General features: G+C 64.9%; 24 protein-coding genes. 15 read left to right on the forward strand and 9 right to left on the reverse strand.

The features are described 5' to 3' along the window. Positions 1–71: 71 nt before the first annotated feature. The 5 genes from IVB24_RS06110 to IVB24_RS06130 all read left to right on the forward strand — a co-directional run bounded on the left by IVB24_RS06110 (position 72) and on the right by IVB24_RS06130 (position 5,310). On the forward strand, positions 72–551 hold the full coding sequence (locus IVB24_RS06110; RefSeq protein ID WP_247772385.1) for a hypothetical protein: 480 nt from the start codon (positions 72–74) through the stop codon (positions 549–551). Between the two features lie 277 nt (positions 552–828). Further along, positions 829–1,776 (forward strand): TAXI family TRAP transporter solute-binding subunit, encoded by a 948-nt coding sequence (locus IVB24_RS06115; protein WP_247772386.1) that lies wholly within the window; start codon positions 829–831, stop codon positions 1,774–1,776. 145 nt (positions 1,777–1,921) lie between these two features. Next, the gene (locus tag IVB24_RS06120; protein ID WP_247772387.1) at positions 1,922–4,039 is read left to right on the forward strand and encodes a TRAP transporter permease; all 2,118 of its coding nucleotides are present in this window, start codon (positions 1,922–1,924) and stop codon (positions 4,037–4,039) included. Further along, the gene (locus IVB24_RS06125) at positions 4,000–4,413 is read left to right on the forward strand and encodes a DUF1850 domain-containing protein (protein ID WP_247772388.1); all 414 of its coding nucleotides are present in this window, start codon (positions 4,000–4,002) and stop codon (positions 4,411–4,413) included. Before IVB24_RS06120 ends, IVB24_RS06125 begins: the two co-directional genes overlap by 40 nt. 90 nt (positions 4,414–4,503) lie before the next feature. Next, positions 4,504–5,310, forward strand: a complete 807-nt coding sequence (locus IVB24_RS06130) for a glucose 1-dehydrogenase (protein ID WP_247772389.1) — start codon at positions 4,504–4,506, stop codon at positions 5,308–5,310. 54 nt (positions 5,311–5,364) lie between these two features. On the opposite strand, the gene IVB24_RS06135 is transcribed toward IVB24_RS06130, so the two are convergent. Then, positions 5,365–6,135: a hypothetical protein gene (locus IVB24_RS06135; protein WP_247772390.1), complete on the reverse strand. Its 771-nt coding sequence runs from the start codon at positions 6,133–6,135 to the stop codon at positions 5,365–5,367. An 82-nt stretch (positions 6,136–6,217) separates the two neighbouring features. Then, positions 6,218–7,795, reverse strand: coding sequence for a sodium:proton antiporter (locus IVB24_RS06140; protein WP_247772392.1), 1,578 nt, complete (start codon positions 7,793–7,795; stop codon positions 6,218–6,220). A gap of 92 nt (positions 7,796–7,887) precedes the next feature. Here IVB24_RS06140 and IVB24_RS06145 point away from each other — a divergent pair, with 92 nt between their 5' ends. The 5 genes from IVB24_RS06145 (at position 7,888) to IVB24_RS06165 (ending at position 13,625) form a co-directional block, all read left to right on the forward strand. Next, positions 7,888–8,649 carry a tetratricopeptide repeat protein gene (locus IVB24_RS06145; RefSeq protein ID WP_166467963.1) on the forward strand — a complete coding sequence of 254 codons (762 nt, stop codon included), beginning with the start codon at positions 7,888–7,890 and terminating at the stop codon, positions 8,647–8,649. A 119-nt stretch (positions 8,650–8,768) separates the two neighbouring features. Then, positions 8,769–10,154: a tetratricopeptide repeat protein gene (locus IVB24_RS06150; RefSeq protein ID WP_247772393.1), complete on the forward strand. Its 1,386-nt coding sequence runs from the start codon at positions 8,769–8,771 to the stop codon at positions 10,152–10,154. 239 nt (positions 10,155–10,393) lie between these two features. Next, positions 10,394–12,304 carry a propionyl-CoA synthetase gene (locus tag IVB24_RS06155; RefSeq protein ID WP_094976566.1) on the forward strand — a complete coding sequence of 637 codons (1,911 nt, stop codon included), beginning with the start codon at positions 10,394–10,396 and terminating at the stop codon, positions 12,302–12,304. A 123-nt stretch (positions 12,305–12,427) separates the two neighbouring features. After that, on the forward strand, positions 12,428–12,697 hold the full coding sequence (locus tag IVB24_RS06160; protein ID WP_247772394.1) for a hypothetical protein: 270 nt from the start codon (positions 12,428–12,430) through the stop codon (positions 12,695–12,697). Positions 12,698–12,878: 181 nt separating this feature from the next. After that, a complete protein-coding gene (locus IVB24_RS06165; RefSeq protein ID WP_247772395.1) occupies positions 12,879–13,625 on the forward strand; it encodes an OmpW family outer membrane protein in 747 nt (248 codons plus the stop codon). Positions 13,626–13,736: 111 nt separating this feature from the next. Here IVB24_RS06165 and IVB24_RS06170 read toward each other — a convergent pair whose 3' ends face one another. After that, the gene (locus IVB24_RS06170; protein WP_162308764.1) at positions 13,737–14,432 is read right to left on the reverse strand and encodes a cell cycle transcriptional regulator TrcR; all 696 of its coding nucleotides are present in this window, start codon (positions 14,430–14,432) and stop codon (positions 13,737–13,739) included. Between the two features lie 243 nt (positions 14,433–14,675). Here IVB24_RS06170 and ispH point away from each other — a divergent pair, with 243 nt between their 5' ends. From ispH to rnhA, 3 genes are read left to right on the forward strand one after another with little or no spacing between them, the layout of a single operon-like run. Then, positions 14,676–15,644 carry a 4-hydroxy-3-methylbut-2-enyl diphosphate reductase gene (gene ispH / locus IVB24_RS06175; RefSeq protein WP_094976570.1) on the forward strand — a complete coding sequence of 323 codons (969 nt, stop codon included), beginning with the start codon at positions 14,676–14,678 and terminating at the stop codon, positions 15,642–15,644. A gap of 6 nt (positions 15,645–15,650) precedes the next feature. Continuing rightward, a complete protein-coding gene (locus IVB24_RS06180) occupies positions 15,651–16,634 on the forward strand; it encodes a homoserine kinase (protein ID WP_247772396.1) in 984 nt (327 codons plus the stop codon). Then, the gene (gene rnhA, locus IVB24_RS06185) at positions 16,631–17,095 is read left to right on the forward strand and encodes a ribonuclease HI (protein ID WP_247772397.1); all 465 of its coding nucleotides are present in this window, start codon (positions 16,631–16,633) and stop codon (positions 17,093–17,095) included. Before IVB24_RS06180 ends, rnhA begins: the two co-directional genes overlap by 4 nt. Before the next feature lie 132 nt (positions 17,096–17,227). On the opposite strand, the gene IVB24_RS06190 is transcribed toward rnhA, so the two are convergent. The 6 genes from IVB24_RS06190 to IVB24_RS06215 form a co-directional block, all read right to left on the reverse strand. Continuing rightward, complete coding sequence (locus tag IVB24_RS06190) at positions 17,228–17,713, reverse strand: peroxiredoxin (protein WP_247772399.1); 486 nt, start codon at positions 17,711–17,713, stop codon at positions 17,228–17,230. Between the two features lie 106 nt (positions 17,714–17,819). Beyond that, positions 17,820–18,374 carry a DUF924 family protein gene (locus IVB24_RS06195; RefSeq protein ID WP_247772400.1) on the reverse strand — a complete coding sequence of 185 codons (555 nt, stop codon included), beginning with the start codon at positions 18,372–18,374 and terminating at the stop codon, positions 17,820–17,822. A 16-nt stretch (positions 18,375–18,390) separates the two neighbouring features. Continuing rightward, entirely contained in the window at positions 18,391–20,076 is a 1,686-nt protein-coding gene (locus IVB24_RS06200; RefSeq protein WP_140481361.1) for a long-chain fatty acid--CoA ligase, read from the reverse strand. Between the two features lie 188 nt (positions 20,077–20,264). Continuing rightward, positions 20,265–21,752: a D-alanyl-D-alanine carboxypeptidase family protein gene (locus tag IVB24_RS06205; RefSeq protein WP_247772402.1), complete on the reverse strand. Its 1,488-nt coding sequence runs from the start codon at positions 21,750–21,752 to the stop codon at positions 20,265–20,267. 189 nt (positions 21,753–21,941) lie between these two features. Next, positions 21,942–23,738, reverse strand: a complete 1,797-nt coding sequence (locus IVB24_RS06210) for a glucan ABC transporter ATP-binding protein/ permease (RefSeq protein ID WP_247772404.1) — start codon at positions 23,736–23,738, stop codon at positions 21,942–21,944. Between the two features lie 85 nt (positions 23,739–23,823). Further along, a complete protein-coding gene (locus IVB24_RS06215) occupies positions 23,824–24,873 on the reverse strand; it encodes an ABC transporter substrate-binding protein (protein ID WP_247772405.1) in 1,050 nt (349 codons plus the stop codon). Positions 24,874–25,098: 225 nt separating this feature from the next. On the opposite strand from IVB24_RS06215, the gene IVB24_RS06220 reads away from it, so the two are divergent. Both IVB24_RS06220 and hisE read left to right on the forward strand, forming a co-directional pair. Then, on the forward strand, positions 25,099–25,467 hold the full coding sequence (locus IVB24_RS06220; RefSeq protein WP_247772406.1) for a hypothetical protein: 369 nt from the start codon (positions 25,099–25,101) through the stop codon (positions 25,465–25,467). A gap of 116 nt (positions 25,468–25,583) precedes the next feature. Beyond that, on the forward strand, positions 25,584–25,988 hold the full coding sequence (gene hisE, locus IVB24_RS06225; RefSeq protein WP_247772407.1) for a phosphoribosyl-ATP diphosphatase: 405 nt from the start codon (positions 25,584–25,586) through the stop codon (positions 25,986–25,988). Positions 25,989–26,010: the final 22 nt, after the last annotated feature.

The raw sequence follows: 26,010 nt of genomic DNA on the forward strand, positions 1-26,010 counted from the left end.
CCCGCGCGACTATGTTCCGCTTTCCGTCTAGAACGCAATTCGACAAAAATATTGGGTAGGGGATGATTCGGATGAACCTCGTCACTAGAGCTTGTTCGGCCGCCGGCCTGTTGCTGACCGCGTTGACGCCGGCCGCCTGGGCCGATGATTACCAGCTTAGCCACAACCAGCGCATTTCGTGCAGCCGCGGCCTCGCCCCGGGCAAGCTGAACACGGCGACCTGCAAATCCTACACCTATCTCTTCAACACCAAGACTTCGGAATATTTCCGCTGCCAGGTGTCGCTGGCGCTGACCCGCGACAACAAGGAAGTCATCAACGTCCAGACCGACGGCGGCTGCACCAAGAAGCCGCGCATCTTCGAGACCGACGGCAAGTATGATTTCGACGCGACCGAGACCGAGCCGCCGAACACCAATTCGTTCTTCGGCCCCGGCGGCTATTCGGTCTGGGCCGCCGATGTCGGCGCGCAGAAGATCCGCGGCTGCATCACCATCTCGTCCGGCCTCGGTTCCGACATCTCCAAGTGCCTGGATATGACGTTCCAGTGAGGGCTGTCTCCCGCGATGGGGCGATCCCCTGGAGGAAAGAACCCTCACCCCGCCTTCGGCGCGACCTCTCCCGCAGGCGGGAGAGGTGATTGAGCCAGCCGCGCGAGTGATCGAATCTCCCGTAAGTCAGCGACTGCGCCACCTCGCCGCACCCGCGGGTTCCCCGAAAATCGAGCCGGATCGACCGTTTACCGCAGCCCAGCTTTATCTTTTGGATGGGTTGACCCGCGTCCCTCATCCGGCCACTTTCGCCGCCGGTTTGGGGAGAACAACAACCATGAAACGGACCATTTTCGGCGCGGCCGCGGCTCTTGCTCTGGCGGCGTCGGCACCTTACGCGCAGGCGCAATCCTTCATCAACGTGCTGACCGGCGGCACCTCCGGCGTCTATTATCCGCTCGGGGTCGCGATCGGGAAGATCTACGGCGACAAGATTCCGAACGTGAAGACGCAGGTGCAGGCCACCAAGGCGTCGGTCGAGAATCTGATCCTGCTGCAGCAGGGCCGCGGTGAGTTGGCGTTCACGCTGGGTGACTCGCTGAAGGCCGCCTGGAACGGCGAGGAGGAGGCGGGCTTCAAGACCAAGCTCGACAAGCTCCGCACCATCGGCGCGATCTATCCGAACTACATCCAGATCGTCGCCACCGCGGACAGCGGCATCAAGACGCTGGCTGACCTCAAGGGCAAGAGCCTCTCCGTCGGTGCGCCGAAGTCCGGCACCGAGCTGAATTCGCGTGCGATCCTGGCTGCCGCCGGCATGAGCTACAAGGATCTCGGCAAGGTCGAATATCTGCCGTTCGCCGAATCCGTCGATCTCATGAAAAACCGCCAGCTCGCAGCGACGCTGCAATCGGCCGGCCTCGGTGTCGCCTCGCTGAAGGATCTGTCGACCTCGAGCCCGATCACGGTGGTGTCGGTGCCGAAGGAGACCGTCGACAAGATCGGCCCGCCCTTCGTCTCCGCGATCATTCCGGCCAACACCTATAGCGGCCAGGACAAGGACGTGCCGACGGCGGCCGTGATCAACTATCTCGTCACGAGCTCTGCCGTGTCCGACGATCTCGCCTATCAGATGACCAAGCTGGTCTACGAGTCGTTGCCGGAATTGCAGAATGCGCACGCGGCCGGCAAGGAGATCAAGCTCGAGACCGCGGCCACCGGCAGCCCGGTTCCGCTGCACCCTGGCGCGATCCGCTATTACAAGGAAAAAGGGCTGATCAAGTAGGGTACTCGTCATGGCCGGGCTTGACCCGGCCATCCATCCTTTAAGATCGTTTGCCAACGGATGCCCGGGTCAAGCCCGGGCATGACGCATTCAGAGCGCAGCGAGAATGCTGTAAGAACGCCCGTCAGGGCGCGGGGACATATCGATGTTGCAGGCAGAGGGCACGGCGACGGCGCCCGACAAGATCAAGGTCGAGTTCGACAATTTCGAACACGGTTTCCCGGAAGGCTTCGGTCCGCGCGGGTGGGGCGCGCTTGCCTATTGGATCGGCATTGCCTTCGCCGTCTTCCAGCTCTATGTCGCCGCTTTCAACTATCTGCCGAGCCAGGTGGTGCGCGGCGTCCATGTCGGCTTCCTCGTCCTGCTCACCTTCGGCCTGATCGCCAACTTCACCGCGAAGAGCAATTTCGGCCGCGCGCTCGGCTGGGCGATCGGCGGCGCCGGGTTCATGTGCGGGCTCTACCAGTGGATATTCTACGCCGATCTCATCGCGCGCGACGGCGACCCGACGCGGCTCGATCTCGTGGTCGGAACGGTGCTGGCCGTGCTGATCTTCGAGGGCACGCGGCGACTGATGGGGGCGGCGCTGCCGCTGATGTGCGGCGCCTGCCTCGTCTACTGGTTCTTCGGCCAGTACCTGCCGTCGCCGCTCAACCATCGCGGCTATGATTTCGACCAGATCATCACGCATCTGTCGTTCGGCACCGAGGGATTCTACGGCGTGCCGATCTACGTGTCGGCGACCTACATCTTCCTGTTCATATTGTTCGGCTCGTTCCTGGAGCGCGCCGGCATGATCCAGCTGTTCACCGACGTGTCGCTCGGCCTGTTCGGCCGCACCCGCGGCGGCCCCGCGAAAGTCGCGGTGTTCGCCTCGGGCATGATGGGCACGATCTCGGGTTCGGGCGTCGCCAATGTCGTGACCGTCGGCCAATTCACGATTCCGCTGATGATCCGGTTCGGATATCGCCGTGCGTTCGCCGCCGGCGTTGAGGCCACGGCCTCGATGGGCGGCCAGATCATGCCGCCGGTGATGGGCGCGGTCGCCTTCATCATGGCCGAAACCCTCGGCGTGCAATATTCGGAGATCGTCAAGGCGGCGGCGATCCCGGCGATGCTCTACTTCGCCTCTGCCTTCTGGATGGTGCATCTGGAAGCCGGCAAGCACGGTCTCATCGGCATGAAGCGCTCGGAAACGCCGAGCGCCTGGAAAGCGCTGGTCAAGGGCTGGTACCTCGTGCTGCCGCTCGCCGCGCTCGTCTACATGCTGTTCGAGGGTTTTACGCCGCTCTATGCCGGCAGCATGGGCCTCGCGCTGACGGTGGCGCTGATCCTCGGCACCGCCATCACGACGGGCGCGTCGTCGGTGGCGATCCGCTACATCTTCTGGATCGGGCTTGCGCTCGTCGTCGCCGCGCTGTCGCGTGATGGCCTGCAGATCGTCCCGGTCGCCAGCGTCGTCGTCGGGTTGATCGTGATCACGGCGTTCGTGCGCGGCGGGTTCAAGGCCTTGCGCGATTGTCGCGATGCGCTGGCCGAAAGCGCGAAGTCCGCCATCACCGTCGGCATGGCCTGCGCCATCGTCGGCGTCATCATCGGCATGATGTCGCAGACCGGCGTCGGCACCATCTTCGGCGGCTGGGTGATCGGGCTCGGCGAGAAGAGCCTGTTCCTGGCGCTGATCATGACCATGCTGCTGTCGATCCTGCTCGGCACCGGCATCCCGACCATCCCGACCTACATCATCACCGCCGCGCTCGCCGCGCCGGCGCTCGCCAAATTAGGGGTGCCCCTGATCGCGAGCCACATGTTCGCGTTCTACTACGGCATCATGGCCGACCTCTCTCCGCCGGTGGCGCTGGCCGCGCTCGCGGCGGCGCCGATCGCCAAGGAGAATCCGGACAAGATCGGCTGGGAGGCGATGCGCATCGCGCTCGCCGGCTATGTCATCCCCTTCATCTTCGTCTATTCGCCGGCCTTGATGCTGCAGGCCGGAGATCCCATGGCGGCCAAGCTCGGCTTCTATGGCGCGGTGGCATTGGCGAGCGTGAAAGCCTTGGTGGCGATCGCCCTGTTCGGTATGGTGGCGATCGGTTTCCTGTTCACGCGGCTGACGCTGATCGAACGCCTGGTCGCGCTCGGCGCCGCGTTCTGCCTGCTCGGCGACTTCCAGCTCAGCGACACCGCGGGCTTCGTGCTCGCTGCGGCCATCGTGCTGTGGCAATGGCGGCAGCGCCCGCCTGCGCCTGTCGAGGCGGTGTGAGCCTCTGCTTCGCCACCGCCGGCGGCGTGAAGGCGCTGGCGATGTCCGCGTTCACGCTCGTCTGGACGCATTCGATCGCGAAGGTCGACTGGCAGGAGGACTGGCGCGTCACCCCCGCCGGCCTCGAACTGGTGCAGGCCCGCGTCAAGGGCACCGGCCCCGGCATGGAGCCGCCGCCCGAGGCGCGGCTGGTCGACGGCTGGTTTCAGTGGCAACCGAAGCGCGCAGCCATGCCGGAGGTCGTGCTCGGCAATTCGGGCGCGGCCGGGGAATGGCGGCTGTGCCATGACGGACAATGCCGGACGCTGTCGGAGATTGTCGGGCACCCCATTGGTGCTAACGTCACCACGATGAAAGTCTGCAAGGACCCGTAGCCCGCATGAGCGGAGCGATATGCGGGAACGGCTGCCCCGGATATCGCTGCGCTCATCCGGGCTACAAGAGCAACAACAAGGAGACACAGGATGGAGCGGCTCAAGGGCAAGGTTGCGATGGTGGTCGGGGCCGGTTCGATCGGACCGGGCTGGGGCAACGGCAAGGCCACCGCGGTGACCTTTGCGCGCGAGGGCGCGCAGGTGTTTTGCGTCGACCGCAACGGCGCCGCGGCCGAGGAGACTGCGAAGATCATTACCGGCGAAGGCGGCAAGGCGATCGCCTTCACGGCCGACGTGTCCCGCGCGAGCGAGATCGAGGCGATGGTGGCGGCGTGCCTGAAGGCCTATGGCCGCATCGACGTGCTCGACAACAATGTCGGCATCGCCGAGATGGGCAGCGTGGTCGAGGTCACCGAGGAGAGCTGGGACCGCGTCTTCAGCGTCAACCTCAAGAGCGCCTATTTCGCCATGAAGCACGTCATTCCCGTGATGGCGAAGCAGGGCGGCGGCTCGATCATCAACATCTCCTCGATCGCCTCGATCCGTCACGTCGGGATTTCCTATGTCAGCTACAACGCCAGCAAAGCGGCGATGAACCAGCTGACGCGCTCCACCGCGGTCGAGTTCGCGAAGAGCCATGTGCGGGTGAATGCAATCCTGCCCGGCCTGATGAAGACGCCGATGGTGGAGCACTCGGCGGGTCTTGCCAACAGCTACGCCAAGGGCGACATCGAAGCGATGTGGCGCGCCCGCGATGCGCAGGTGCCGATGGGCCACATGGGCGAGGCCTGGGACGTCGCCAACGCGGCGCTGTTCCTGGCGTCGGACGAGTCGAAATATGTGACGGGGATCGAGCTGGTGGTGGACGGCGGGATCACGTGCAAGGCGGGGGCGTAGTTTCAATCTCCACTGTCGTTCCGGGGCCGGGACGACAGTGGAGTGTTTGGCGACCTACTGCGCGAGCGCCAAAATCCCGCCGGCGAACGAATGCCACCCGGCCGTCTCACTGATCGGCCAGTTCAGCACCTTCACCGCCAGCAGCGCCAGCGTGCCATAGATGTAGACCGGATGCACACGGCCTTCGCTGCGCCAGTCGCGCACCATCGCGACCACGAGCAGCAGCGAGGCGACGACGGCGGGTGCGATCGTGACCGGCACCGGCGGCGGGCCGGGCGGTCCCGGAGGCGCCAGGAAGGTCAGAAACCAGCGTGCGATCGCGGCGTCGAGGATCGAGACCGCGGCCAGCAGCATCAGGCGCTTGTGAATTTCGGGCTTGCGCGTGTTCATGATCGCCAGCACGAAGACGATTGCGAAGAACGCGATCCCGCTCATCGGCACGATCGAGAATTCGATGCCGGCCTCGCGCTGGCCGAGGGCTGCGGAATGCTGCATCACGTGCACGGAGGCAAGAAAGCCGAAGATCGTCATCGCGGTGGCGAGCGACACGCCGGCGATGCCCAGCGAGCGGTGATTGACCACGCGGCCGGAGGCCGCGAGCCAGGTCTGGAGCACGAAATAGAGCGACCAGGTGAAGAACAAGAGTCCGTGAAAGTGAATCACGGGGCTTGCGGATAGCGTCCGGTTGGCGAGCGGCACCCAATAGGTCGGCGCGAAGCCGAGAAAGGCGGTGGCCGCGCAAGCCAGAGACATGTGCAGATAAAAATATCGTGCAGGCGCCGCATCTCGCGCGCGTACACGACGGTCGTCGGTCAGGGTCGTCATGTGGAGTGAGTCTGAGGAGGCGGGGTTTGGTTCAACGTCTCTCTCCCCCGTTCTTACGAGGAGGGGCGGGGTGAAGAAAGCCTCATCCCCCCGCGCTCAATTCCGCGCGATCGAGCTCCTCTTCGATCCGGTGGAACGCATCGTCGCCGATCACCTCGGTGTCGCGGAGCGCGATGACCGATTTGCGCGCGGCCGCGATGGCGCGGCGGCGCAGGGGATCGGCGGGCAGTTCGCCGTTGGCGACGCCGCCGTTGGGATCGCCCTCCGCCTGCATCAGGATGGCGCGATATTCGAGCCGCAGGATCTCCGCCTCCTCCGACGGATCGCTCTCGATCGCATCGAGCGCGGCACGATAGGCGACGGCACGCGCGCGCGCGACCTCGGTGCCGACGGGATCGTCGTCTTTGAGGCCGAACGCCAGGATCAGCGGCCGCAGCGTCAGGCCCTGGATCACCAGCGATCCCAGCACCACCGCAAAAGCGATGAAGACGATGAAGTCGCGATAGGGAAAATTCTCCGGCAGGGCGAAGGCGGTGGCGAGCGTGACGAGGCCGCGCATGCCGCACCAGGAGATGATGAGGCCGCCCTTCGGCGAGGCCACGGCCTTGGGGTCCTTGGGATGAAAGATTCCCCGCGCCACCAGCACGCGCAGGATCGCGCGATAGAACGTCACCCAGAGCAGCCGGACCAGCACCACGGTGAGCAGGATCCACGCGGCGGCCACGCAATATTCCCAGCGGACGTCCGCATTGAGCCGCGTCCAGATCGGCCGCATCTGCATGCCGATCAGCATGAAGGCCAGCACGTTGAGCACGAACACGGTCGTCTCCCAGACCGCATAGGACGGCACCCGCAGCCGCGCCGGCATGCGCTGCCCCGCCGAGCGCGCCATCGTCATGGCGTAGACGACGATGGTGAGAATGCCGGAGAGGCCGAGATGCTCCGCGGCGATCCAGACCATGAAGGTGGTGGCGAACTGCACGATGATCGCGCTCGGCGCTTCCTTGACGCGTTCCAGGAGCAGCGGAATGATGTAGCCCGCGAGCAGGCCGGCGACGACGCTGCCGACCAGGGCCAGCGCCATGGTCGGCGCGACCTGGCTCCAGGTCAGATGCTCGGCGGCGACGGCACCGACCGCGATGCGATAGATCAGGAGCGCGCTCGCGTCGTTGAGCAGGCTTTCGCCCTCCAGAACCTTCACCATGCGATGGGGCAGCTTGACCTGGCTCAGGATCGCGACCGCGGCGGCCGCATCGGGCGGCGCCACGATGGCACCGAGCGCGACCGCGGCGGCCCATGGCATCCCGGGCATCAGCTGGTGCGCGACGAAGGCGACGCCGGCCGTGGTCAGGCCGACCGCGGCGACGACCAGGGTCGACACCGGAACCCAATTGTTCCGCAAATCGCGCAGCGAGGTGTCAAAGGCGGCATCGAGCAGCACCGGTGCGACAAAAAGCGCCAATGCCAGGTCCGGCTCCAGCGCCCAGGACGGGCTGTTCGGCACGAAAGCGATCAGCGCGCCGCCGATGGCGAGAAAGGTCGGGTAGGGGACCTTGATCCGCCGCGCCAGCGCCGATAAGGCAACGGCGCCGAGCAGAAGCGCGATGATCCATTCGAATGTCGACACGACGATCCCCGAAGCGGGTTTGAGCGCCGCCACAAGCTAGCACCAATCCGGCCGTATGATGGATAGTGCGGCCCCGAGGCAAGACTCAAGGCAAGACCGAAAGCAGACTTCTCACAGCAACGAGCATGCGTCTTAAAAAACTCATTCAATCAGGCGCCGTATCGCTTTGCGCGCTGTCGTTCAATGCCGCCCAGGCTGCGACCGGCGGCGAGCCGGCCGCGGTGATACAGGTCGATGTCGCCTCATGCCTCGCGGCGGCTGCAGCCGATGACATGGACAAGGCCGCGACGGCCTGCGCCGCCGTGATCGACAATGAGAAGACGGCGAAGGCGGATCTGATCAAGGCGCTGATCGCGCGCGCCGCGCTCCATGCGCGGCACGACCAGATCGACCGCGCCATCGCCGACGACAGCCGCGTTCTTTCGCTCGACCCTGCGCTCGCCGACATCTGGAATGCGCGCGGCGAGCTCTGGCTGAAGAAGGGCGACAAGCCCAAGGCGGTGCAGGATTTCGGCGCGGCGCTGAAGATCGACCCGAACCACGAGAAGGCCAAGGCCAATCACAAGGCAATGGCGCGCGAGATCGAGCGTATCGGCGCGCAGATGGCGGTGGCGGGGAAGCCGAGCTTCAATTGCAGGAGTGCGGCCCGTGCCGTGGAGAAGGCGATCTGCGGCAACCGCGAGCTCGCCGATCTCGATCGGGAGATCTTCGGGTCGAACGCGCGAGCGATCCGGGAGGCGCGCAATCCGGCGGAAGCGAAGAGCCTCCAGCGCGAGCAGGATGAGTTCATTGCCCGCCGCAATGCGGGGTATGGGCGGGCCGGCTACGATTTGAAGAAGGCGATGCAGGAGCGGCTGCAGCGGATCAACGGCGTGGACGGGTACTGAGGCGTAAGAACTGGGCGAGGGAGTGCAACTGCCGTCCGCCCCTGACGACAGGCCCGAATGAACCCATCCTCTATCTGCCGCGACAATGATGAGAACCCGACGCCACGGAGCCCTATGCCATGTGCGGCATGCATTCTTCCGCGCAAGCGCCTTCGCTTGCCAAAACCTCGCTTCGCGCCTTTCTTCTCGGGGCGGCAATGAGCCTCGTCCTTGCAGCCCCCGCCTCGGCGGACACCGATTGCGTCATGGGCAGCAAGGCTGCTCCTGCGGAGCTGATCCCGGCCTGCACAATCATCATCGAGCAGGGCGGAAATCCCGCGCCCGACCGCGCCGCGGCGCTGCTGGTTCGTGCCGACGCCCATGCCCGCACCTCGGGCGGCCTCACGCAAGCCTTGCGGGATATCGACCGGGCCATTGCGCTCGACGGCAGGAATGCAAAGGCCTGGCGCCTGCGCGGCGACCTCCTGCGCGAGGCCGGCGGCGATCTCAATCGTGCGGCGGCCGACCTCAGCAAGGCGATCGAGCTCGATCCGCAGGATGCGGAGGCCTATGAGCTGCGCGGTGTCGTCTACACGACCCAGCGCAGGCTCGACCGTGCGCTCGCCGATTACGACCAGGCGATCAAGCTGAAGCCGGACGATGCGCAGGCCTGGTCCGACCGCGGCGTGAACTACTATCTGGGCGGCGACAACGAGAAGGCGATCAAGGATCTCAGCGAGGCACTGCGGCTCGATCCCAACCGTCCCCGCACCTACACCAACCGCGGCGCCGCATACAAGAAGCTCGGCCAGCTCGACAAGGCGGTGGCCGACGACGGCGAGGCGATCAGGCTCGATCCGAAGGTGCCCGAATACTTTGACAATCGTGGGCTCACCTATGCCGCGATGAAGGAGTACGACAAGGCGATCGCCGATTACGATCAGGCGCTGCGCCTGGCGCCCCGGCCGAACTTCTTCACCAACCGCGGTGATTCCTACCAGTTCAAGGGTGAGCTCGGAGCTGCGCTCGGCGATTACGAGGCTGCACTGAGGCTCGATCCGAATTTCGCGCTGACCTACAACAACCGCGCCGTGCTCTACAAGAAGATGGGCGAGCGCAAGAAGGCGCTGGCCGATTACGAGACGGCGCTCAAGCTCGATCCCGGCAACGAGAACGCTGCCAACGGCCGCCGCAGCATGATCGCGGAGATCGCGAAATTCGGAGATGAGCCGCTGCGGCCTCTCGCGGTCGCTTCCGGCAATGGTCCGTCCTTCGCATGCGCGACGGCCAAGCGCGAGGTCGAGAAGGTGATCTGCGCCGATCCGCAGCTCGGCATGCTCGATCGCCAGATCGCCGAGACCTACGAGCGCGTGCTGAAATCGGCGGGCAAGCGCTCGGCCAGCGAGCTGCGCAAGACCCAGCGCAATTTCCTCAGCCTGCGCAACGCCAGCTTCGGTCGCCCGGGCTACGACCTGAAGAAGATCATGCAGGAGCGGTTGCAGAAGCTGAATTCGACGGAGAGTTGAGGCAAGCTCCCCGCGAGTCCAGCTCTAACTGTGATTGCGGATGCAGCCCCTCGCTCCGACCCTCTCCCCCGTAAGAACGAGGAGAGGGAGAAATGACCCATCCTTTTGAGCTTGAACCGCGGCCCGTTCCCGGGAAAATAGCTCCCAAACAAGGCCGACATTGATCCGGGTCATGGCGGGGCGACCGTCCTGCCGCAAGGTTCAAGGTCAGGCCAATAAAGGGTAGAGGGAGCGCGGGAATGAGCATCCAGGGCAAGAGCAGTTATCACGAAGTCCATGCGCGCTCGCTGGCCGATCCCGAGGGGTTCTGGGCCGAGGCGGCGAAAGAGATCGACTGGATCGAGCCGCCGAAGACGATCTTCGATCCTTCGCAGGGAACCTACGGCCGTTGGTTCACGGGGGGCGTCGTCAATACCTGCTACAACGCGCTCGACCGCCATGTCGAAGGTGGCCGCGCCGACCAGGTCGCGCTGATCCATGATTCGCCGCTGGCGGGCAGCGTCACCAAACTCACCTATGCCGAATTGCTGCACGAGGTGCAGGCGCTTGGCGCCATCATGCAGGATTTCGGCGTCGCCAAGGGCGATCGCGTTATCCTCTATATGCCGATGGTACCGGAGGCCGTGGTCGCGATGCTCGCCTGCGCGCGGATCGGTGCGGTGCACTCCGTGGTGTTCGGCGGCTTCGCGGCGAAGGAGCTTGCCACCCGCATCGACGACGCGCAGCCGAAACTCATCCTCTCGGCAAGCTGCGGCATCGAGCCCGGCCGCATCGTGCAATACAAGCCGCTGCTCGACGAGGCGATCAAGCTGGCCGGCAGCAAGCCGAAGGCCTGCATCGTGCTGCAGCGTCCGCAGCTCACCTGCGACATGACCGCGGGCCGGGACTATGATTGGGCGAGCCTGCGCCGCAAGGCGATGAACGACGGCAAAAAGGCGCCCTGCGCGCCTGTCGCCGCCACCGATCCCCTCTACATCCTCTACACCTCGGGCACCACGGGCATTCCGAAGGGCGTCGTGCGCGACAATGGCGGCCATCTCGTCGCGGTGAAATGGTCGATGTTCAACCTCTATGGCGTCAAGCCCGGCGAGGTGTGGTGGTGCGGCTCCGACATCGGCTGGGTGGTCGGCCACAGCTACATCGTCTACGGCCCGCTGCTGCACGGCGCGACGACGATCATGTACGAGGGCAAGCCGGTCGGCACGCCCGACGCCGGTGCATTCTGGCGCGTGATCGCCGAGCACAAGGCGGTCGCTTTCTTCACCGCGCCGACCGCGTTCCGCGCGATCCGGAAAGACGATCCGGAAGGAAAGTTCATCCGGCAATACGACCTGTCGAAATTCCGCACCCTGTTCCTCGCCGGCGAGCGGGCCGACCCGCCGACCGTCGAATGGGCGGAGCAGCAGCTGAAGGTGCCGGTGATCGACCATTGGTGGCAGACCGAGACCGGCTGGTGCATCGCCGGCAACCCGGTCGGGCTCGGCATGCTGCCGGTGAAGCACGGCTCGCCGACGGTGCCGATGCCGGGCTACCAGGTCGACGTGGTCGACGAGGCGGCAAAGCCGGTCGGGCCCAACACCATGGGCTCGATCGTCATCAAGCTGCCGATGCCGCCGGGTTGCCTGCCGACGCTGTGGAATCAGGACGAGCGCTTCAGGGAAGCTTATCTCAGCGAATTCCCCGGCTACTACAAAACCTCCGATGCCGGCTATAAGGACGAGGACGGCTATGTCTTCGTCATGGGCCGCACCGACGACATCATCAACGTCGCCGGCCATCGGCTCTCCACCGGCGGCATGGAGGAAATCCTGGCCTCGCATCCCGATGTCGCCGAATGCGCCGTGCTCGGCGTCAAGGACGCGATCAAGGGCGAGGTGCCCTGCGGCTTCCTGGTGCTCAAGACCGGCGTGAAGCGTGCGCCCGCCGAGATCGAGAAGGAGATCATCGCGCTGGTGCGCGACAAGCTCGGCCCGGTCGCGGCCTTCAAGCTCGCTATCACCGTCGGCCGCCTGCCCAAGACGCGCTCCGGCAAGATCTTGCGCGGCACCATCAAGAAGATCGCCGACGGCGATAGCTGGACCATGCCGGCGACGATCGAGGACCCCAAGACCCTCGACGAGATCGGGGAGGCGCTGAAGGGGCGGGTGTGAGCGAAGCTGCTCGTACTGGATTCCTCGCCCTCGCGGGGAATGATGGCGTGCGCGGAACGACGTCCGGGGACTTACAATCTCCTCATTCCGCGCTAAACAGGGCCGGCCAACAGGGGACCTCGTATGCCATTCGCCGCCGTGCCGCGCCTGCTTGCAGCCTTAGCTCTCGCCATCGCTCTCTCCGCCTGCTCCGCGCGCTACCAGACGCCGGTGGCGGTGGGCGGCGACGATGACGATGCGGTCTGCCTGAGCCGGGGCAATGCGCAGGGCTCGCCGGAATACGTGGCCTGCCGCAAGGACCGCGACGTCCAGCGCAACGCCGCCACCGCCCGTGCCGACCGCCGCCAGCGCGACCTCGGCGAATACATGCTGAACCTTCCCGATCGGCCCTGATATCGGACGCGGTATCATCCGGCATCTTCACGCACATTGGTCGTGACAGATCTGCAACGCTGCGGCCAAATCGCGGCGCGTTTCGCCCGATTTGATCGGCATCAAATCCTCCAGCGCCCCCTTTCTGCTCAGACGCTCATATCGCGCAACGACGCGCGGAAGATGGCTGAAGGGGACTACAATGCAGAGAACGACAAGAAACCTGGCGCGGCTTGCGACGGTCGGCGCGATGCTCGCGGGCAATTTTGCATCAGTGCAAGCTGCCGATCTGCCGGTTTACAAGAAGGCGCCGCCGCCGGTGGAGGCGTTCAATCCTTGGATGGTGCGTCTGCGCGTGCTTGGCGTGTTGCCGGATGGCGGTGGCTCAACCGTCAACGTGGCGGGCGTGCCCTCGCTGTCCTCGCCGAATTCCGGCCTCTCGATCAGCGACCAGGTCGTCCCCGAGCTCGACATCAGCTACTTCTTCACCAAGAACATCGCGGCTGAACTGATCCTCGGCGTGACCCGGCACTCGATCAGCGGCACCGGCTCGCTCGCGAACCTGCCGATCGGCAAGACCACTCTGCTGCCGCCGACGCTGACGCTGCAATATCACTTCGACCAGTTCGGCGCGTTCAAGCCGTATGTCGGCGCCGGCGTGAACTACACCGTGTTCTTCAACAATTCCGCGGCCAATACGCCTGCCGCAATCGTCGGTCCGCCCGCGATCGTCGCCACCACCACCAATTTGCATGTCAGCAACGCTTGGGGCGGCGCCGTGCAGTTCGGCTTCGACTACATGATCGACCGGCATTGGGGTCTCAACGTCGACGTCAAGAAGCTCTGGTTGCGTCCGGATTACAGCGCCACGGTCTCCGGCCTGCCGGTCACCGGCACCGCGCATATCGATCCGTGGCTGGTCGGCGCGGGCGTGACGTACAAGTTCTGAGGCTGAAGCGGGAGGCGCGGCGTCCCGACCAGGCCAAGGCCGCAAGACAAAACGCGGCGGGTTTTCCCGCCGCGTTTCAAATTATGTCCGATCGCGAACGACGAGCGGAGCTTACTGCTCCTCGTCTTCCTGCTTCTTGCCGCCGAGCGTCTTCAGCTTGGCGAACACGGCGTCGAGGTTGAGGTCGTCGCTCGATCGCTCGGCCGGCTCGAACTCGTCCTTCTTGGTGGTCTCGGACGCCGGCAGCAGTGTGGCGCCGCCATAGGCTGTGTCGATCGGCTTCTCCTTGGCGGCGCGCGCCACCTCGAAATCGAGCTCGATCTGCGAGCAGAGACCAAGGGTAACGGGGTCGATCGGGGTCAGCTGGGAGGTGTTCCAGTGGGTCCGGTCCCGCACGCTCGCGATGGTGCTCTTGGTGGTGCCGACCAGGCGCATGATCTGGGCGTCCTTGAGCTCGGCATGGTTGCGCAGCAGCCAGAGGATGGCGCTCGGTCGCTCATGGCGGCGCGAGACCGGGGTGTAGCGCGGGCCCTTGCGCTTGGGCTGGGGCGGCAGCACCACCTTGCTCTCCTGCAGGCGAAGCCGATAATCCGGATTCTTCTCGCCCTTCTCGATCTCCTCGCGGGTCAGCTGGCCGTTGGAGAGGGGATCCATGCCCTTGATGCCCTGGGCAGCATCGCCGTCGGCGATCGCGCGCACCTCGAGGGGATGCATCTTGGTGAAATCGGCGACCTGGTCAAAGGTCAGCGCGGTGTTGTCGAGCAGCCAGACGGCGGTCGCCTTGGGCATCAGAGGTGCGTTGCTCATGGCAAATCTCCTTTGTGCTTCGCCCACCCCTCTGGAGGCGAAGCCGGTGGTCATCAGCGATGACTGGGAATTCGGGCTATATAAGCCCGGAGGGGGTAGCCACGCAATGGTTCTGCTATAGATAGTGCCTTGACAGCGCCCGAAAGGGGGCCCAATTCCCTGTAAGCCCGTACCTAAGCCCTATTCAATCCATCGACCGCTTCCCGCCCATTTGGCGAGGTGATTCGGTCCCGAGATCGCTCAATGTCAGCCAAACCAGACCTCAAGATCGTGCTTTGTTCTCCCCGCGGCTTCTGCGCCGGGGTAGTCCGGGCTATCGACACCGTCGAACGGGCGCTCGATAAGTACGGCGCGCCCGTTTACGTTCGCCATGAGATTGTGCACAACAAGTATGTCGTCGACGGGTTGAAGAAGAAGGGCGCGATCTTCGTCGAGGAGCTCGCCGAAATCCCGGAGAACACCTCCGCGCCGGTGGTGTTCTCGGCCCACGGCGTGCCGAAGTCGGTTCCGGCCGACGCCCAGTCCCGCAATCTGTTCTCGCTGGATGCGACCTGCCCGCTGGTGACCAAGGTGCACCGCGAGGCCGCGATCCACTTCAAGCGTGGCCGCGAGATATTCCTGATCGGCCACTCCCATCACCCCGAGGTCGTCGGCACGCTCGGCCAGCTTCCGGCCGGCGCCGTGACCCTGATCGAGACCGCCGAGGACGCCAAGACCATTTCCCCGAAGGACCCCAACAACCTCGCCTTCGTGACCCAGACCACGCTGTCGATCGACGACACCGCGGAGATCGTGGCCCTGCTCAAGGAGCGCTTCCCGAACATCAACGGACCGCACAAGGAGGACATCTGCTACGCCACCACCAACCGCCAGCTCGCGGTGAAGAAGGTGGCGCCGGTAGTGGACGCGCTCATCGTCGTCGGTGCCCCCAATTCGTCGAACTCGCAGCGCCTGCGCGAAGTCGCCGAGCGTGAGGGCTGTCCGATCGCGGTGCTGGCGCAGCGCGCCGCTGACCTCGACTGGAAGCGGTTCGAAAACATCACCAGCCTCGGCATCACCGCGGGCGCCTCAGCGCCGGAGGTGATCGTCGAGGAGATCATGGACGCGTTCGCCGAGCGCTTTACGCTGCATGTGGAGACGGTGTCGGCCGCGGAAGAGAACGAGTTCTTCCCGCTGCCGCGCCAGGTGCGCCCCGAAGCTGCCGCCGAGTAGACCTTTATGGCGGTCTACACCGACGTTGCCGCCGACGAACTTGCGGATTTCCTGAAGCACTACAACCTCGGCGAGTTGCTCTCCTACAAGGGCATCGCCGAGGGCGTCGAAAATTCCAACTTCCTGCTGCATACGACCAAGGGGTCGTTCATCCTCACGCTCTATGAGAAGCGCGTGGCGAAGAACGATCTGCCGTTCTTCCTCGCGCTGATGACGCACCTCGCCGAGCACGGCGTCAATTGTCCGCTGCCGGTCAAGGCGAAAGACGGCGAGGCGCTGCGCGAATTGTCGGGCCGGCCGGCTGTGATCATTACCTTTCTCGAAGGCGTCTGGCCGCGTAAGCCGACTGCGGCCCATTGTGCCGGCGTCGGCGAAGGGCTGGCCCGAATGCATCTGGCCGGCGCGAATTTTGCGATCAGGCGCGCCAATGCGCTGTCGGTCTCGGGCTGGCGGCCGCTGTTCGATGCGGCGTCAAACCGTGCCGACGAGGTGCAGCCGGGCCTGCGCGCGTTTCTCGCCGCCGAGCTCGACTATCTCTCGAGCGGGATCTGGCCGGGCAATCTGCCGGAGGGCGTGATCCACGCCGACCTCTTCAACGACAATGTCTTCTTCCTCGGCGACCAGCTCTCGGGGATCATCGACTTCACCTTCGCCTGCAACGACATGCTGGCCTATGACGTCGCGATCTGCCTCAACGCCTGGTGCTTCGAGCCTGATCATTCCTTCAACGTCACCAAGGCGCGCGCCTTTCTCAACGCCTATGGCCACGTGCGAAAGCTCTCGGACGCCGAAGAGGCCGCGCTGCCGTTGCTGGCGCGCGGTGCTGCGATCCGTTTCCTGCTGACGCGGTTGGTCGACTGGCTCAACGTGCCCGAAGGCGCGCTGGTCAAGCCGAAGGATCCGCTGGAATATGTCCGCAAGCTGCGCTTCCACCAGAGCGTGACGAGCGTACGCGATTATGGGCTGATGCCGTCGGGGCTAGTGGCGTGAGCGAGCTTCCCAATGTCACGATCTATACCGACGGCGCCTGCTCGGGAAATCCCGGGCCGGGCGGCTGGGGCGCGATCCTCAAGTTCGGCGACAAGGAAAAAGAGCTGAACGGCGGCGAGCGCCACACCACCAACAACCAGATGGAGCTGATGGCGGCGATCTCTGCCCTCGAAGCGCTGAAGAAGCCGTGCACCGTCGACCTCTACACCGACAGCCAATATGTCCGGCAGGGCATCACCGGCTGGATCCACGGCTGGAAGCGCAACGGCTGGCGCACCGCCGACAAGAAGCCGGTCAAGAATGTCGAGCTATGGCAGCGCCTGGACGCCGCGCTGAAGCAGCACGAGATCCGCTGGCACTGGGTCAAGGGCCACGCCGGCCATCCCGAGAACGAACGCGCCGATCGGCTGGCACGGGACGGGATCGTGAAGGCTAGGTTGCAGCAGAGGCTGGCGGAGTAGCGCTCGCTCTCTCCACGCGTCATGGCCGGGCTCGACCCGGCCATCCACGTCTCATCGCGCGTGACCAAGAACGTGGATGCCCGGGACAAGCCCGGGCATGACGTCGTTTTTGGAACGGGCTGGGTCTAAAGCTCAGAGCTGCCCGAGCAGCGTATCGCCGCCGGAGACCTCGACCTTGCCGGGCATCGCCTCGAGGTTCAGCTTCTTGACCACGCCGTCCTCGACCAGCATCGAATAGCGCTTGGAGCGGATGCCGAGGCCGTTGGCGGAGGCGTCGAGCTCCATCCCGATCGCCTTGGTGAAATCGGCATTGCCGTCGGCGAGGAAGATGGCCTCGTCGCGCTGGTCGGTGTCGCGCTTCCAGGCGTTCATGACGAAGGGGTCGTTGACGGACACGATGGCGATGCTGTCGACGCCCTTGTCCTTCAGGGCGTAGGCGTTCAGGAAGATGCTAGGCAGATGCATCTTGTGGCAGGTGCCGGTGTAGGCGCCGGGCACCGCGAACAGCGCCACCTTCTTGCCCTTGAAGATCTCGTCGGTGGTCTTCACCTGCGGGCCTTCCGCCGTCATCACGCGGAATTTCGCCTCGGGCAGCTTGTCGCCAGTCTGGATCGCCATCGTCAGTCTCCCTGAATATCGATCCCGCTTTTTAGACCGTGCGGCGGGCCTGCACAATATTGCCGGCGGGCAAAGCGGCATCACGGTCGCCTTTCACCGGGATGACTCAGCCGGAAAAGCCGCCATTGTCGAGGAAGGCCTGCTCCTCGTCGGTGGTCGGGCGCCCGAGCATGCGGTTACGGTGCGGGAAACGACCGAAACGGCGGATGATGTCGGCGTGCTCCTGGGCGTATTTCAGGTTCTCGGCATTGTCGGCGTCTTGAAACAGCGCGATGCAGTGCTCCTGGTCCGGCAGGTGCTCCGAATGCATGAAAGGCATGTAGAGGAATTCGAGCAGGGCCGGATCGATCCTGCGATCCACTGCCCGATCGATGGCGCGGCGGGCAACATCGCGGGCCGGCGCGTCGCCGGAGAACGTCATGGGATCGCCGCGAAACATGTTGCGGGGAAACTGGTCGAGCACGATGACGAGCGCGAGTGCGCCCTCGTCGCTGGTCTCCCATGACCCCAGCTCGCCCGCAGCCGCCCTCTGCCATAGCGCGCAAAAGCGGCGCCTGACCTCCGCGTCGAAAGCGTCATCGCGCTTGTACCAGCGCTCGCGGCCGGCCTCGCGCCAAAAGGCGAGAATGTCGGCGGGCGTGATGTCCCCGACGTCAGTCATCAGCGGAAGGCGGGCCTTACGCTGCCTGCGCCTTCTTCTCGTCGCGCAGTTCGCGTCGCAGGATCTTGCCGACATTGGTCTTGGGCAGGTCGCTGCGGAATTCGATGTGCTTGGGCACCTTGTAGCCGGTGAGCTGCTCCTGGCAGAACTTGATCACGGCTTCCGGGGTGAGGTTCGGATCCTTCTTGACGATGAAGGCCTTCACTGCTTCGCCCGACTTGGAATCAGGGATGCCGATCACGGCGCATTCGAGCACGCCCGGATGGCTCGCGATCACTTCCTCGACCTCGTTGGGATAGACGTTGAAGCCGGAGACCAGGATCATGTCCTTCTTCCGGTCGACGATCTTGGTGTAGCCCTTCTCGTCCATGATGCCGATGTCGCCGGTGCGGAAATAGCCGTCCGCGGTCATCACCTTGGCGGTATCCTCGGGCCTGTTCCAGTAGCCCGACATCACTTGCGGGCCCTTGGCGCAGATCTCGCCGGCCTGGCCGAGAGGGACTTCGTTGCCATCGTCGTCGCGGATCGAGATGTAGGTCGAGGGCACGGGAATGCCGATCGTCCCCGTGAACTCGGTTGCCGTTGCCGGATTACAGGTCAGCGTCGGCGAAGTCTCCGACAGACCGTAACCCTCGGCGATGAAGCAGTTGGTGATCGCCTTCCATTGATCGGCGACGGGGCGCTGCACCGCCATGCCGCCGCCGTTGGAGATCTTCAGCTTGGAGAAGTCGAGCTTCTTGAAATCAGGGTGGTGCATCAGGCCGTTATAGAGCGTGTTCACGGCCGGGAAGCTGTTGACCTGGTATTTCGCCAGCTCCTTGACGAAGCCGGGGATATCGCGCGGGTTGGGGATCAGGAGATTGCAGCCGCCGGCGCGCACCGCGAGCAGGTAGCAGGCCGTCAGCGCGAAGATGTGATAAAGCGGCAGCGCGCAGACGATCATGAGCTGGTCGACATGCGGCGGCGCGGCGAGCGCCGGCTGGAGCCAGGCGTCGTTCTGCAGAACGTTGGCGACGATGTTGCGGTGGAGCAGCGTGGCGCCCTTGGAGACCCCGGTGGTGCCGCCGGTATATTGCAGGAAGGCGACGTCGCCCGGCGAGAGTTTCGGCTTGTTGAACGTCATGCCGCGGCCGGCCGAGAGCGCGTCGTTGAAGGAGATCGAGCCGGGCAACGACCATGCCGGTACCATCTTCTTGACGCGGCGGACGACGAGATTGACGATCACGCCCTTGAAGCCGAGCAGATCGCCCATGGCCGCGACGATGACGTGCTTGACCTGCGTCTTGGCGATCACCTGCTCGACGGTGTGGGCGAAATTCTCCAGCACGATGATGGCTTCGGCGCCGGAATCCTTGAGCTGGTGCTCGAGCTCGCGCGGGGTGTAGAGCGGATTGACGTTGACCACCGCGAAGCCGGCGCGCAGCACGGCCGCGGTCGCGACCGGGTATTGCAGCACGTTCGGCATCATGATGGCGACGCGTGCGCCGCGCTGCAGTCCGCGGCCCTGCAAATAGGCAGCGAGCGCGACCGACATCTGGTCGAGGTCGCGATAGCTGATGGACTTGTCCATGCAGATGAACGCCTTGCGGTCGGCGAACTTAGTGAAGCTCTCTTCAAGAAGGTCGACCAGCGATGCGTATTGGGTCGGCTCGATATCGGCGGGCACGCCGGGCGGATATTGCTTGAGCCAGATGCGCTCCATGGAAAACTCCCCTCATCTACCAGAGCCCGCTGTGTCTCGGGCTTGCCTCATTGCCGCCAGTATCGAGCCTGCCGGAACGGGAGGCAAGTCGTCGAGGCTTAGGACAAAGGTCAGGGAGTGGCTACTGGATTCGTCCAGAAGCCGCGCTGCCGCAGGTGCGAAGCGCGGCGGCCCGGGTCGGTGCGGCGTTAACTGTTGTTGGCCGGCTTGGTGGCGGGCTTGGTCGCGGCCTTGGGCTTGGCGGGGCTGCTTGCCACAGGCTTCTCGGCGGGTTTGGCCGCAGCATCGTGCTTGGCGGCAGCATGCTTGGGTGCCGCCGGCTTCGCCGCAGTCTTGGCGTCGTTCTTGGCGTCGTTCTTGTCGTTGTTCTTGCCCTCAGCCGGCTTGGCAACAGGCTTCGCCGCCGCCGTCTTGATGTCCTTCGCGCCCTTGCCCGCGTCCTTCGGCTTGTCGGCCGCATCAGGTTTCTTGGCCACGCGCGACTTCTTGCCACGCGGCTTCGACGCCGTCTGCTGGTCGGCATCGGCCGCGACCGCCGCGATCAGGGCGGTGCCGGTGCGGGTCGGGCCGGTATAGACCGGCACGGGCTCGGCCGCCGCGGGGGCCTGCGCCATCAGCTCGGAGGCCTTCATCAAAGGCGGCTGGAGGCCGGCGGTGAAGAAGGTCACCTGGGCTTCGCCACCGGTGGCCGAGGCCGATCCGCTGGTGCCGCCATTGGCCGCAATCAGCGCGTCATCGTCGTCGCTGGCCGGCCGCTTGCGATGGGCGCCGCACATCTCGTCGCGCAGATTCGGCGGCGAGGCGTCGACCGGCACGAGGTTATCGACCGTGCCGAGCGAGGGGCGCAGCCACGTCAGATTGTCCTGGCTGAAGCCGCGCTCCAGCAGCTGCGCCGCCTTCACCGCGCGCGCCGTGCCGGAGCTGGAGCCGAGCACCACCGCGATCAGCCGGCGGCCGTTGCGGGTCGCGGAGGCGACGAGATTGTAGCCGGAGGCACAAATGAAGCCGGTCTTGAAACCGTCGGCGCCTGGATAGCGGCCGATCAGCTTGTTGAAATTGCCGGTGACGCGTTTGCCGAAGCGGATCGCCGGGATGTGGACGAAGTATTCGTATTCCGGCAGGTCGCGCAGGAACGAGCGCGCGAGGATGCCGAGGTCTCGCGCCGAAGTGATCTGGCCGTCGGCGGGCAGGCCGTTCGGATTGACGTAGCTGGTCTGCGTCATGCCGAGCTTCTTCGCGGTATCGTTCATCATCGCGGAGAAACCGTCGATCGAACCGCCGATGCCTTCGGCGAGCACCACGGCCATGTCGTTCGCCGACTTGACCATCATCATCTTCAGCGCGTTGTCGACGGTGAGCTGCGTTCCCGGACGGAACCCCATCTTCGAGGGCGATTGCGAGGCCGCCGTCGGCGATACCGTGAGCAGCGTGTCGAGCGTCAGCCTGCCGTCCTTGACCGCCTTCAGCGTCACATAGGCGGTCATGATCTTGGTGACGGAGGCCGGATACCAGGGAATGGTCGCGTTCTCCGCCTGCAACACCTTACCGCTGTCGGCCTCGATCAGCAGCAGGGCTTCGGCGCTCGCCGCGCGTGGCGCGAGCAGCGCGGCACATGCGAGCGTCGCAGCGAACAGGTTGAACAGGGATTTGCGAAGCAGCGGGCGTAGGGCGTGCACTATCCGATTCCGGTCCTTGGAGACCCGCCTGATACGGGCGGTGCTCGTGATCTGATTGTCGGTTCTGATATCCAGCGCCGCCGCTTGCGGCGCCGCAAACCTATACCGGCTGGTGCGTCGAGAACAGGGGCATGAGCGGGGTATTCCGCAATGAAATAGGCCGAATTTCGACGATCCTGTGAGGACTTGCTAGGGGGATTTGGCAGCAGTCGCAGCAGCCTCAGCGGCTGTCACACTGGAACGTGTGGTCTCGTGAACCATGAACTGGGCCCTGGCGAGCTCGGCGAAATGGCCGCCCTTGGCCACGAGTTCATCGAAAGTTCCGCTTTCGATCACCCACCCGTTCTCGAACACCAGGATCCGCGTGGCGTTGCGAATGGTGGAGAGGCGATGGGCGATCACGAAGGTGGTGCGGCCCCTCATCACTTCGTCGAGAGCGGCATTCACCTTGGCTTCGGTGACGGCGTCGAGCGCGCTGGTGGCTTCGTCCAGGATCAGGATCGGGGGATCCTTCAACAGCGCGCGGGCGATCGACAGCCGCTGCCGCTCGCCGCCGGACAGCATGCGGCCGCGCTCGCCGGCATTGGTCGCAAAGCCGCCGCTGCGATCGATGAAATCGAGCGCCTGCGCACGCTCGGCCGCCTTGCGCATCTCGGCCTCGGTCGCGTCCGGCTTGCCGACGCGCAGATTCTCCTCGATCGAGCGGTTGAACAGCAGCGCCTCCTGGAACACGACGCCGATATTCCGGCGCAACGAGGTCAGCGTGACGCCGCGCACGTCCATGCCGTCGATCCTGATGAAGCCGGATTGCGGATCGAAGGCGCGATGCAGGAGCGCGATCGCGGTGGATTTGCCGGCGCCGGTCGGGCCGACCAGCGCGATGGTCTGGCCGGGCAGCGCGGTGAAGGTGAGGTCCTCGATCGCCGGCCGCTTGCCGTCATAGGAGAAGGTGACGTCGTTGAACTCGACGAGGCCGGATAGCCTGCCGGCGTCGATTGCGTCGGGCCGGTCGTGCACCGCGGGCACGGCGTCGAGCACATTGAAGAACTCGCGCAGGCGGGGCGCCTCCATGAACACGTTGTTGATGAAGCCCACCACCTGCTCGAGCTTCTGGATCAGCAGCGTCGCAAAGCTCACGAACATCACGATCTCGCCGACCGAGGTCAGCCCTTGATCGTGCAGCGCGATGCCTAGCGTGAAGATCGCCAGCACCGTGATGGTGGTGGAGGCGCGCGTGATGACGGTGACCAGCGCCCACCACGACAGCACCGGCATTTGCGCCGCGAGCAATTCGTCGGCGACGGAGCGCAGGCCCTTCACCTCGGATTCGACGCGGACGAAGCTCTGCACCAGCGCGACATTGCCGAGTGCGTCGGAGGCGCGCGCGGACAGCTCGCTATATTGCTCCTCGACCGCCATCTGCATGCCGAAGGTCTTGCGCACCACGAAGGTCGTCAGCGCGGTGAAGACGATGCAGAGCACGAACAGCAGGATGGCCAATCGCCAGTTCAGGTAGAGCGACAGCGGCAGCAGCACCACGACCGAGAGGATCGCGGCAAAGTGCTCGCGGAAGAACCCGAGCCACAGCCGCCACAAGGCGTCGGTGCCGTTGAGCATCACCTTCATCAGCCGGCCCGAATGGGTGCCGGAGTGGAAGGTCAGCGGCAATTGCAGGATGTGCTCGAAATAATCGGTCAGCACCGCCTGGCGCTGGCGGTGCGAGAGCCGGTCGGCCTGCAAGGCCACGAGCGCGCTGCAGAGAATGGTGAACAGCCCGAACGCGACCCACGCCACCAGGAACGGCCAGGCCGAGCTCGACCCGGCCACCGTCTTGCCGGAGAGCACGTCGACGATCCGGCCGAACAGCACGGGCTCGGCGAACTGTGAGGCAGCGAGCAGGAGATTGGCAAATGCCAGCAGCCAGCCCAGCCGCGCCTCCTTGCCGAGCAGCTCGAGGACGCGGGTGTAGAGGCTGAAAATGGACATGCGGACCAGCAACTCGAGCGGACAATGGAGCCCGCATTCTAAGCAGGGATCGCCCGCGAGATATAGCGGAAGCTGTGAGTTTTACTCAGTTGACCAGCCGCCCCGCGACCGGCGGTAGGAAACGGTCGTCGAAAATATCGCCCGCCGTGGGCCGCTTGCGGAATTTGAAGTCCTGCGCGATCTGGTCGATCGAGCGCTCCAGGCGCGCCGGCTCGACGCCGCCGAGGCCGTTGCGCTTGACCTCGTCGGTCAGGATGTTGTCGGCGAGGACGGTGCGCAGGCGCGCCAGCTCCAGGTCGCGGTCGCCGCCGTCGATGCGGCCCGCCGCCTCGTCCGCCGCACGCGCCGGCTCCTTGACGGTCGCATTGATGCCGGCGATCAAGGCGCGGACGAAGCCTTTCACGGCATCCGGCTTTGCTGCGGCGAAGGCGGGATTGGCGACCACTGCGAAGCCATAGGCCTCGCAGCCATAGTCGGCAAAACGCAGCACGACGAGATCGGCTCCGGGCACGCCGCGGTCGCGCAGGTTCACCGCGGAGAGATAGTTGAAGCCCGCGACCGCATCGACCTGTCCCGCGGACAGGATCGGCTCGCGGACCGCAGCGCCGATCTTGTGGAATTTGACGCGCGATGCCTTAACGCCGTTCTGCTGCGCCAGCGCCGGCCACAGTCGCATCGACAGATCGCCGTCGGCAACGCCGACGGTCTTGCCGTCGAGATTGGGCAATACCTCGATGCCGCGGCTCCTGCGCGCGACGATCGCGTAAGGCGCGCGGTTGAATAGCACGAACACCGCCTTGACCGGCGGCGAGTCCTCCTTGTCGCGAAACCGGATCAACTCGTTGATGTCGACGAGCGCAAGCTCGCTGTCGCCCTTGGCGACGCGCGCGAGCGCCTCCGGCGATCCGGTTGCGCTGTTGAAGGACACGTTGAGGCGTTCGGCACTGAACCTGCCGTCCTTCGCCGCAAGGAAGAACGGCGCCATGCTCGCGTCCAACGGGCGGTCGAGGGTGAAATGGATCGCAACGGACGGCGCAGCGGTCTCGGCCGCACCGACTTCGCGTGCAACGAGCGTTGCAAGCGAGATCGAGAGAGCCAGCAGGCAACGGAGAGTGGTCGTCTTGAATCCTGACATCGATTGCGCCGGTTCCGCATTGTTAAGTTTTGTGACGCTCGCGGCGCCGGCTGCGGCCAGTCTCTCCGCGCCAATATGAACGGCGGATGAGCGGCGGTTGCGTCACGATCACGCAACCCCGTTCAGCTTGTGTTGGGGTTGGGGAACCCAACATGGGATGCGGGTGTTTGAAAGACATGAGCCTGTCTGCAGGCCCCATTCGAGGTCCCAAGGAGGGTCCAGAACATGTTTGACAACTTTTCGAAGTTTACCGGCCGCAAGGCCGTTTTCGCCACCGCCGCGGTGCTGGCGCTGACCGCGGTTGCCCCTACCGCTTCGTTCGCGGGAGGCCACCACTGGCATCGCGGAGGTGGCGGGGCTTTTGCCGGCGCGGCCATCGCCGGCGCCATCGGCACCGGCCTTGCGATCGCCGCCACCCGTAATGCCTACGCCTACGACGCTCCGGCTTACTATGGCGGCGGCCCGGTCTATTACGACGAGGGTCCGGTCTATTACGGCGGCGACTCCTATATCGGCCCGCGCCCGTTTCACCGATGCGGCGGCCCCTACCAGTCTGCGCAGGGCGGCCAGGGCCAGATCTCGACCTGCTACTGAGCGGGCTCGCCCGCTTGACCTGAACAGGCCGTCGCGGTTGCCGCGCCGGCCTGTTTTCTGCTTTTATTATCGGACGTTAACACGCCCGCCATTTGTTTAGAGTAGTTTCGAGTACCATGAGTGATTCGCTTGAGCGGCTATATCTGGCTGTGCTCGCGGCCAGAGATCTTGATCCGGCAACGTCGCGGACGGCCCGGCTGTTTCAGCGCGGGCCCTCGAAAATGGCAAAGAAGCTCGCCGAAGAGGCCATCGAGGTCGTGATCGATGCCGTCAATGGCGACACCGATGCCGTGATCCGGGAAAGCGCTGACCTCTTGTACAATCTCACCGTGCTCTGGGCCTCTGCGGGCGTGCGCCCCGAGGACGTCTGGCGCGAAATGACGCGGCGGGAAGACATGCTCGGCATCGCCGAGAAGCTGCCGAAATCGTCGATGAAGCTGCCTAAAGTCGCGTCACCGCGCGTGGCTGCCAGGCGGCCGATTGTCGCGCTCGAGGGCCGAACCGTGCGCAAGCGCCACTAGAAACGTCATAATTCGCCTCAAT

Origin of the sequence: Bradyrhizobium sp. 192, from assembly GCF_023100965.1 — a bacterium.
Taxonomy (GTDB): domain Bacteria; phylum Pseudomonadota; class Alphaproteobacteria; order Rhizobiales; family Xanthobacteraceae; genus Bradyrhizobium; species Bradyrhizobium symbiodeficiens.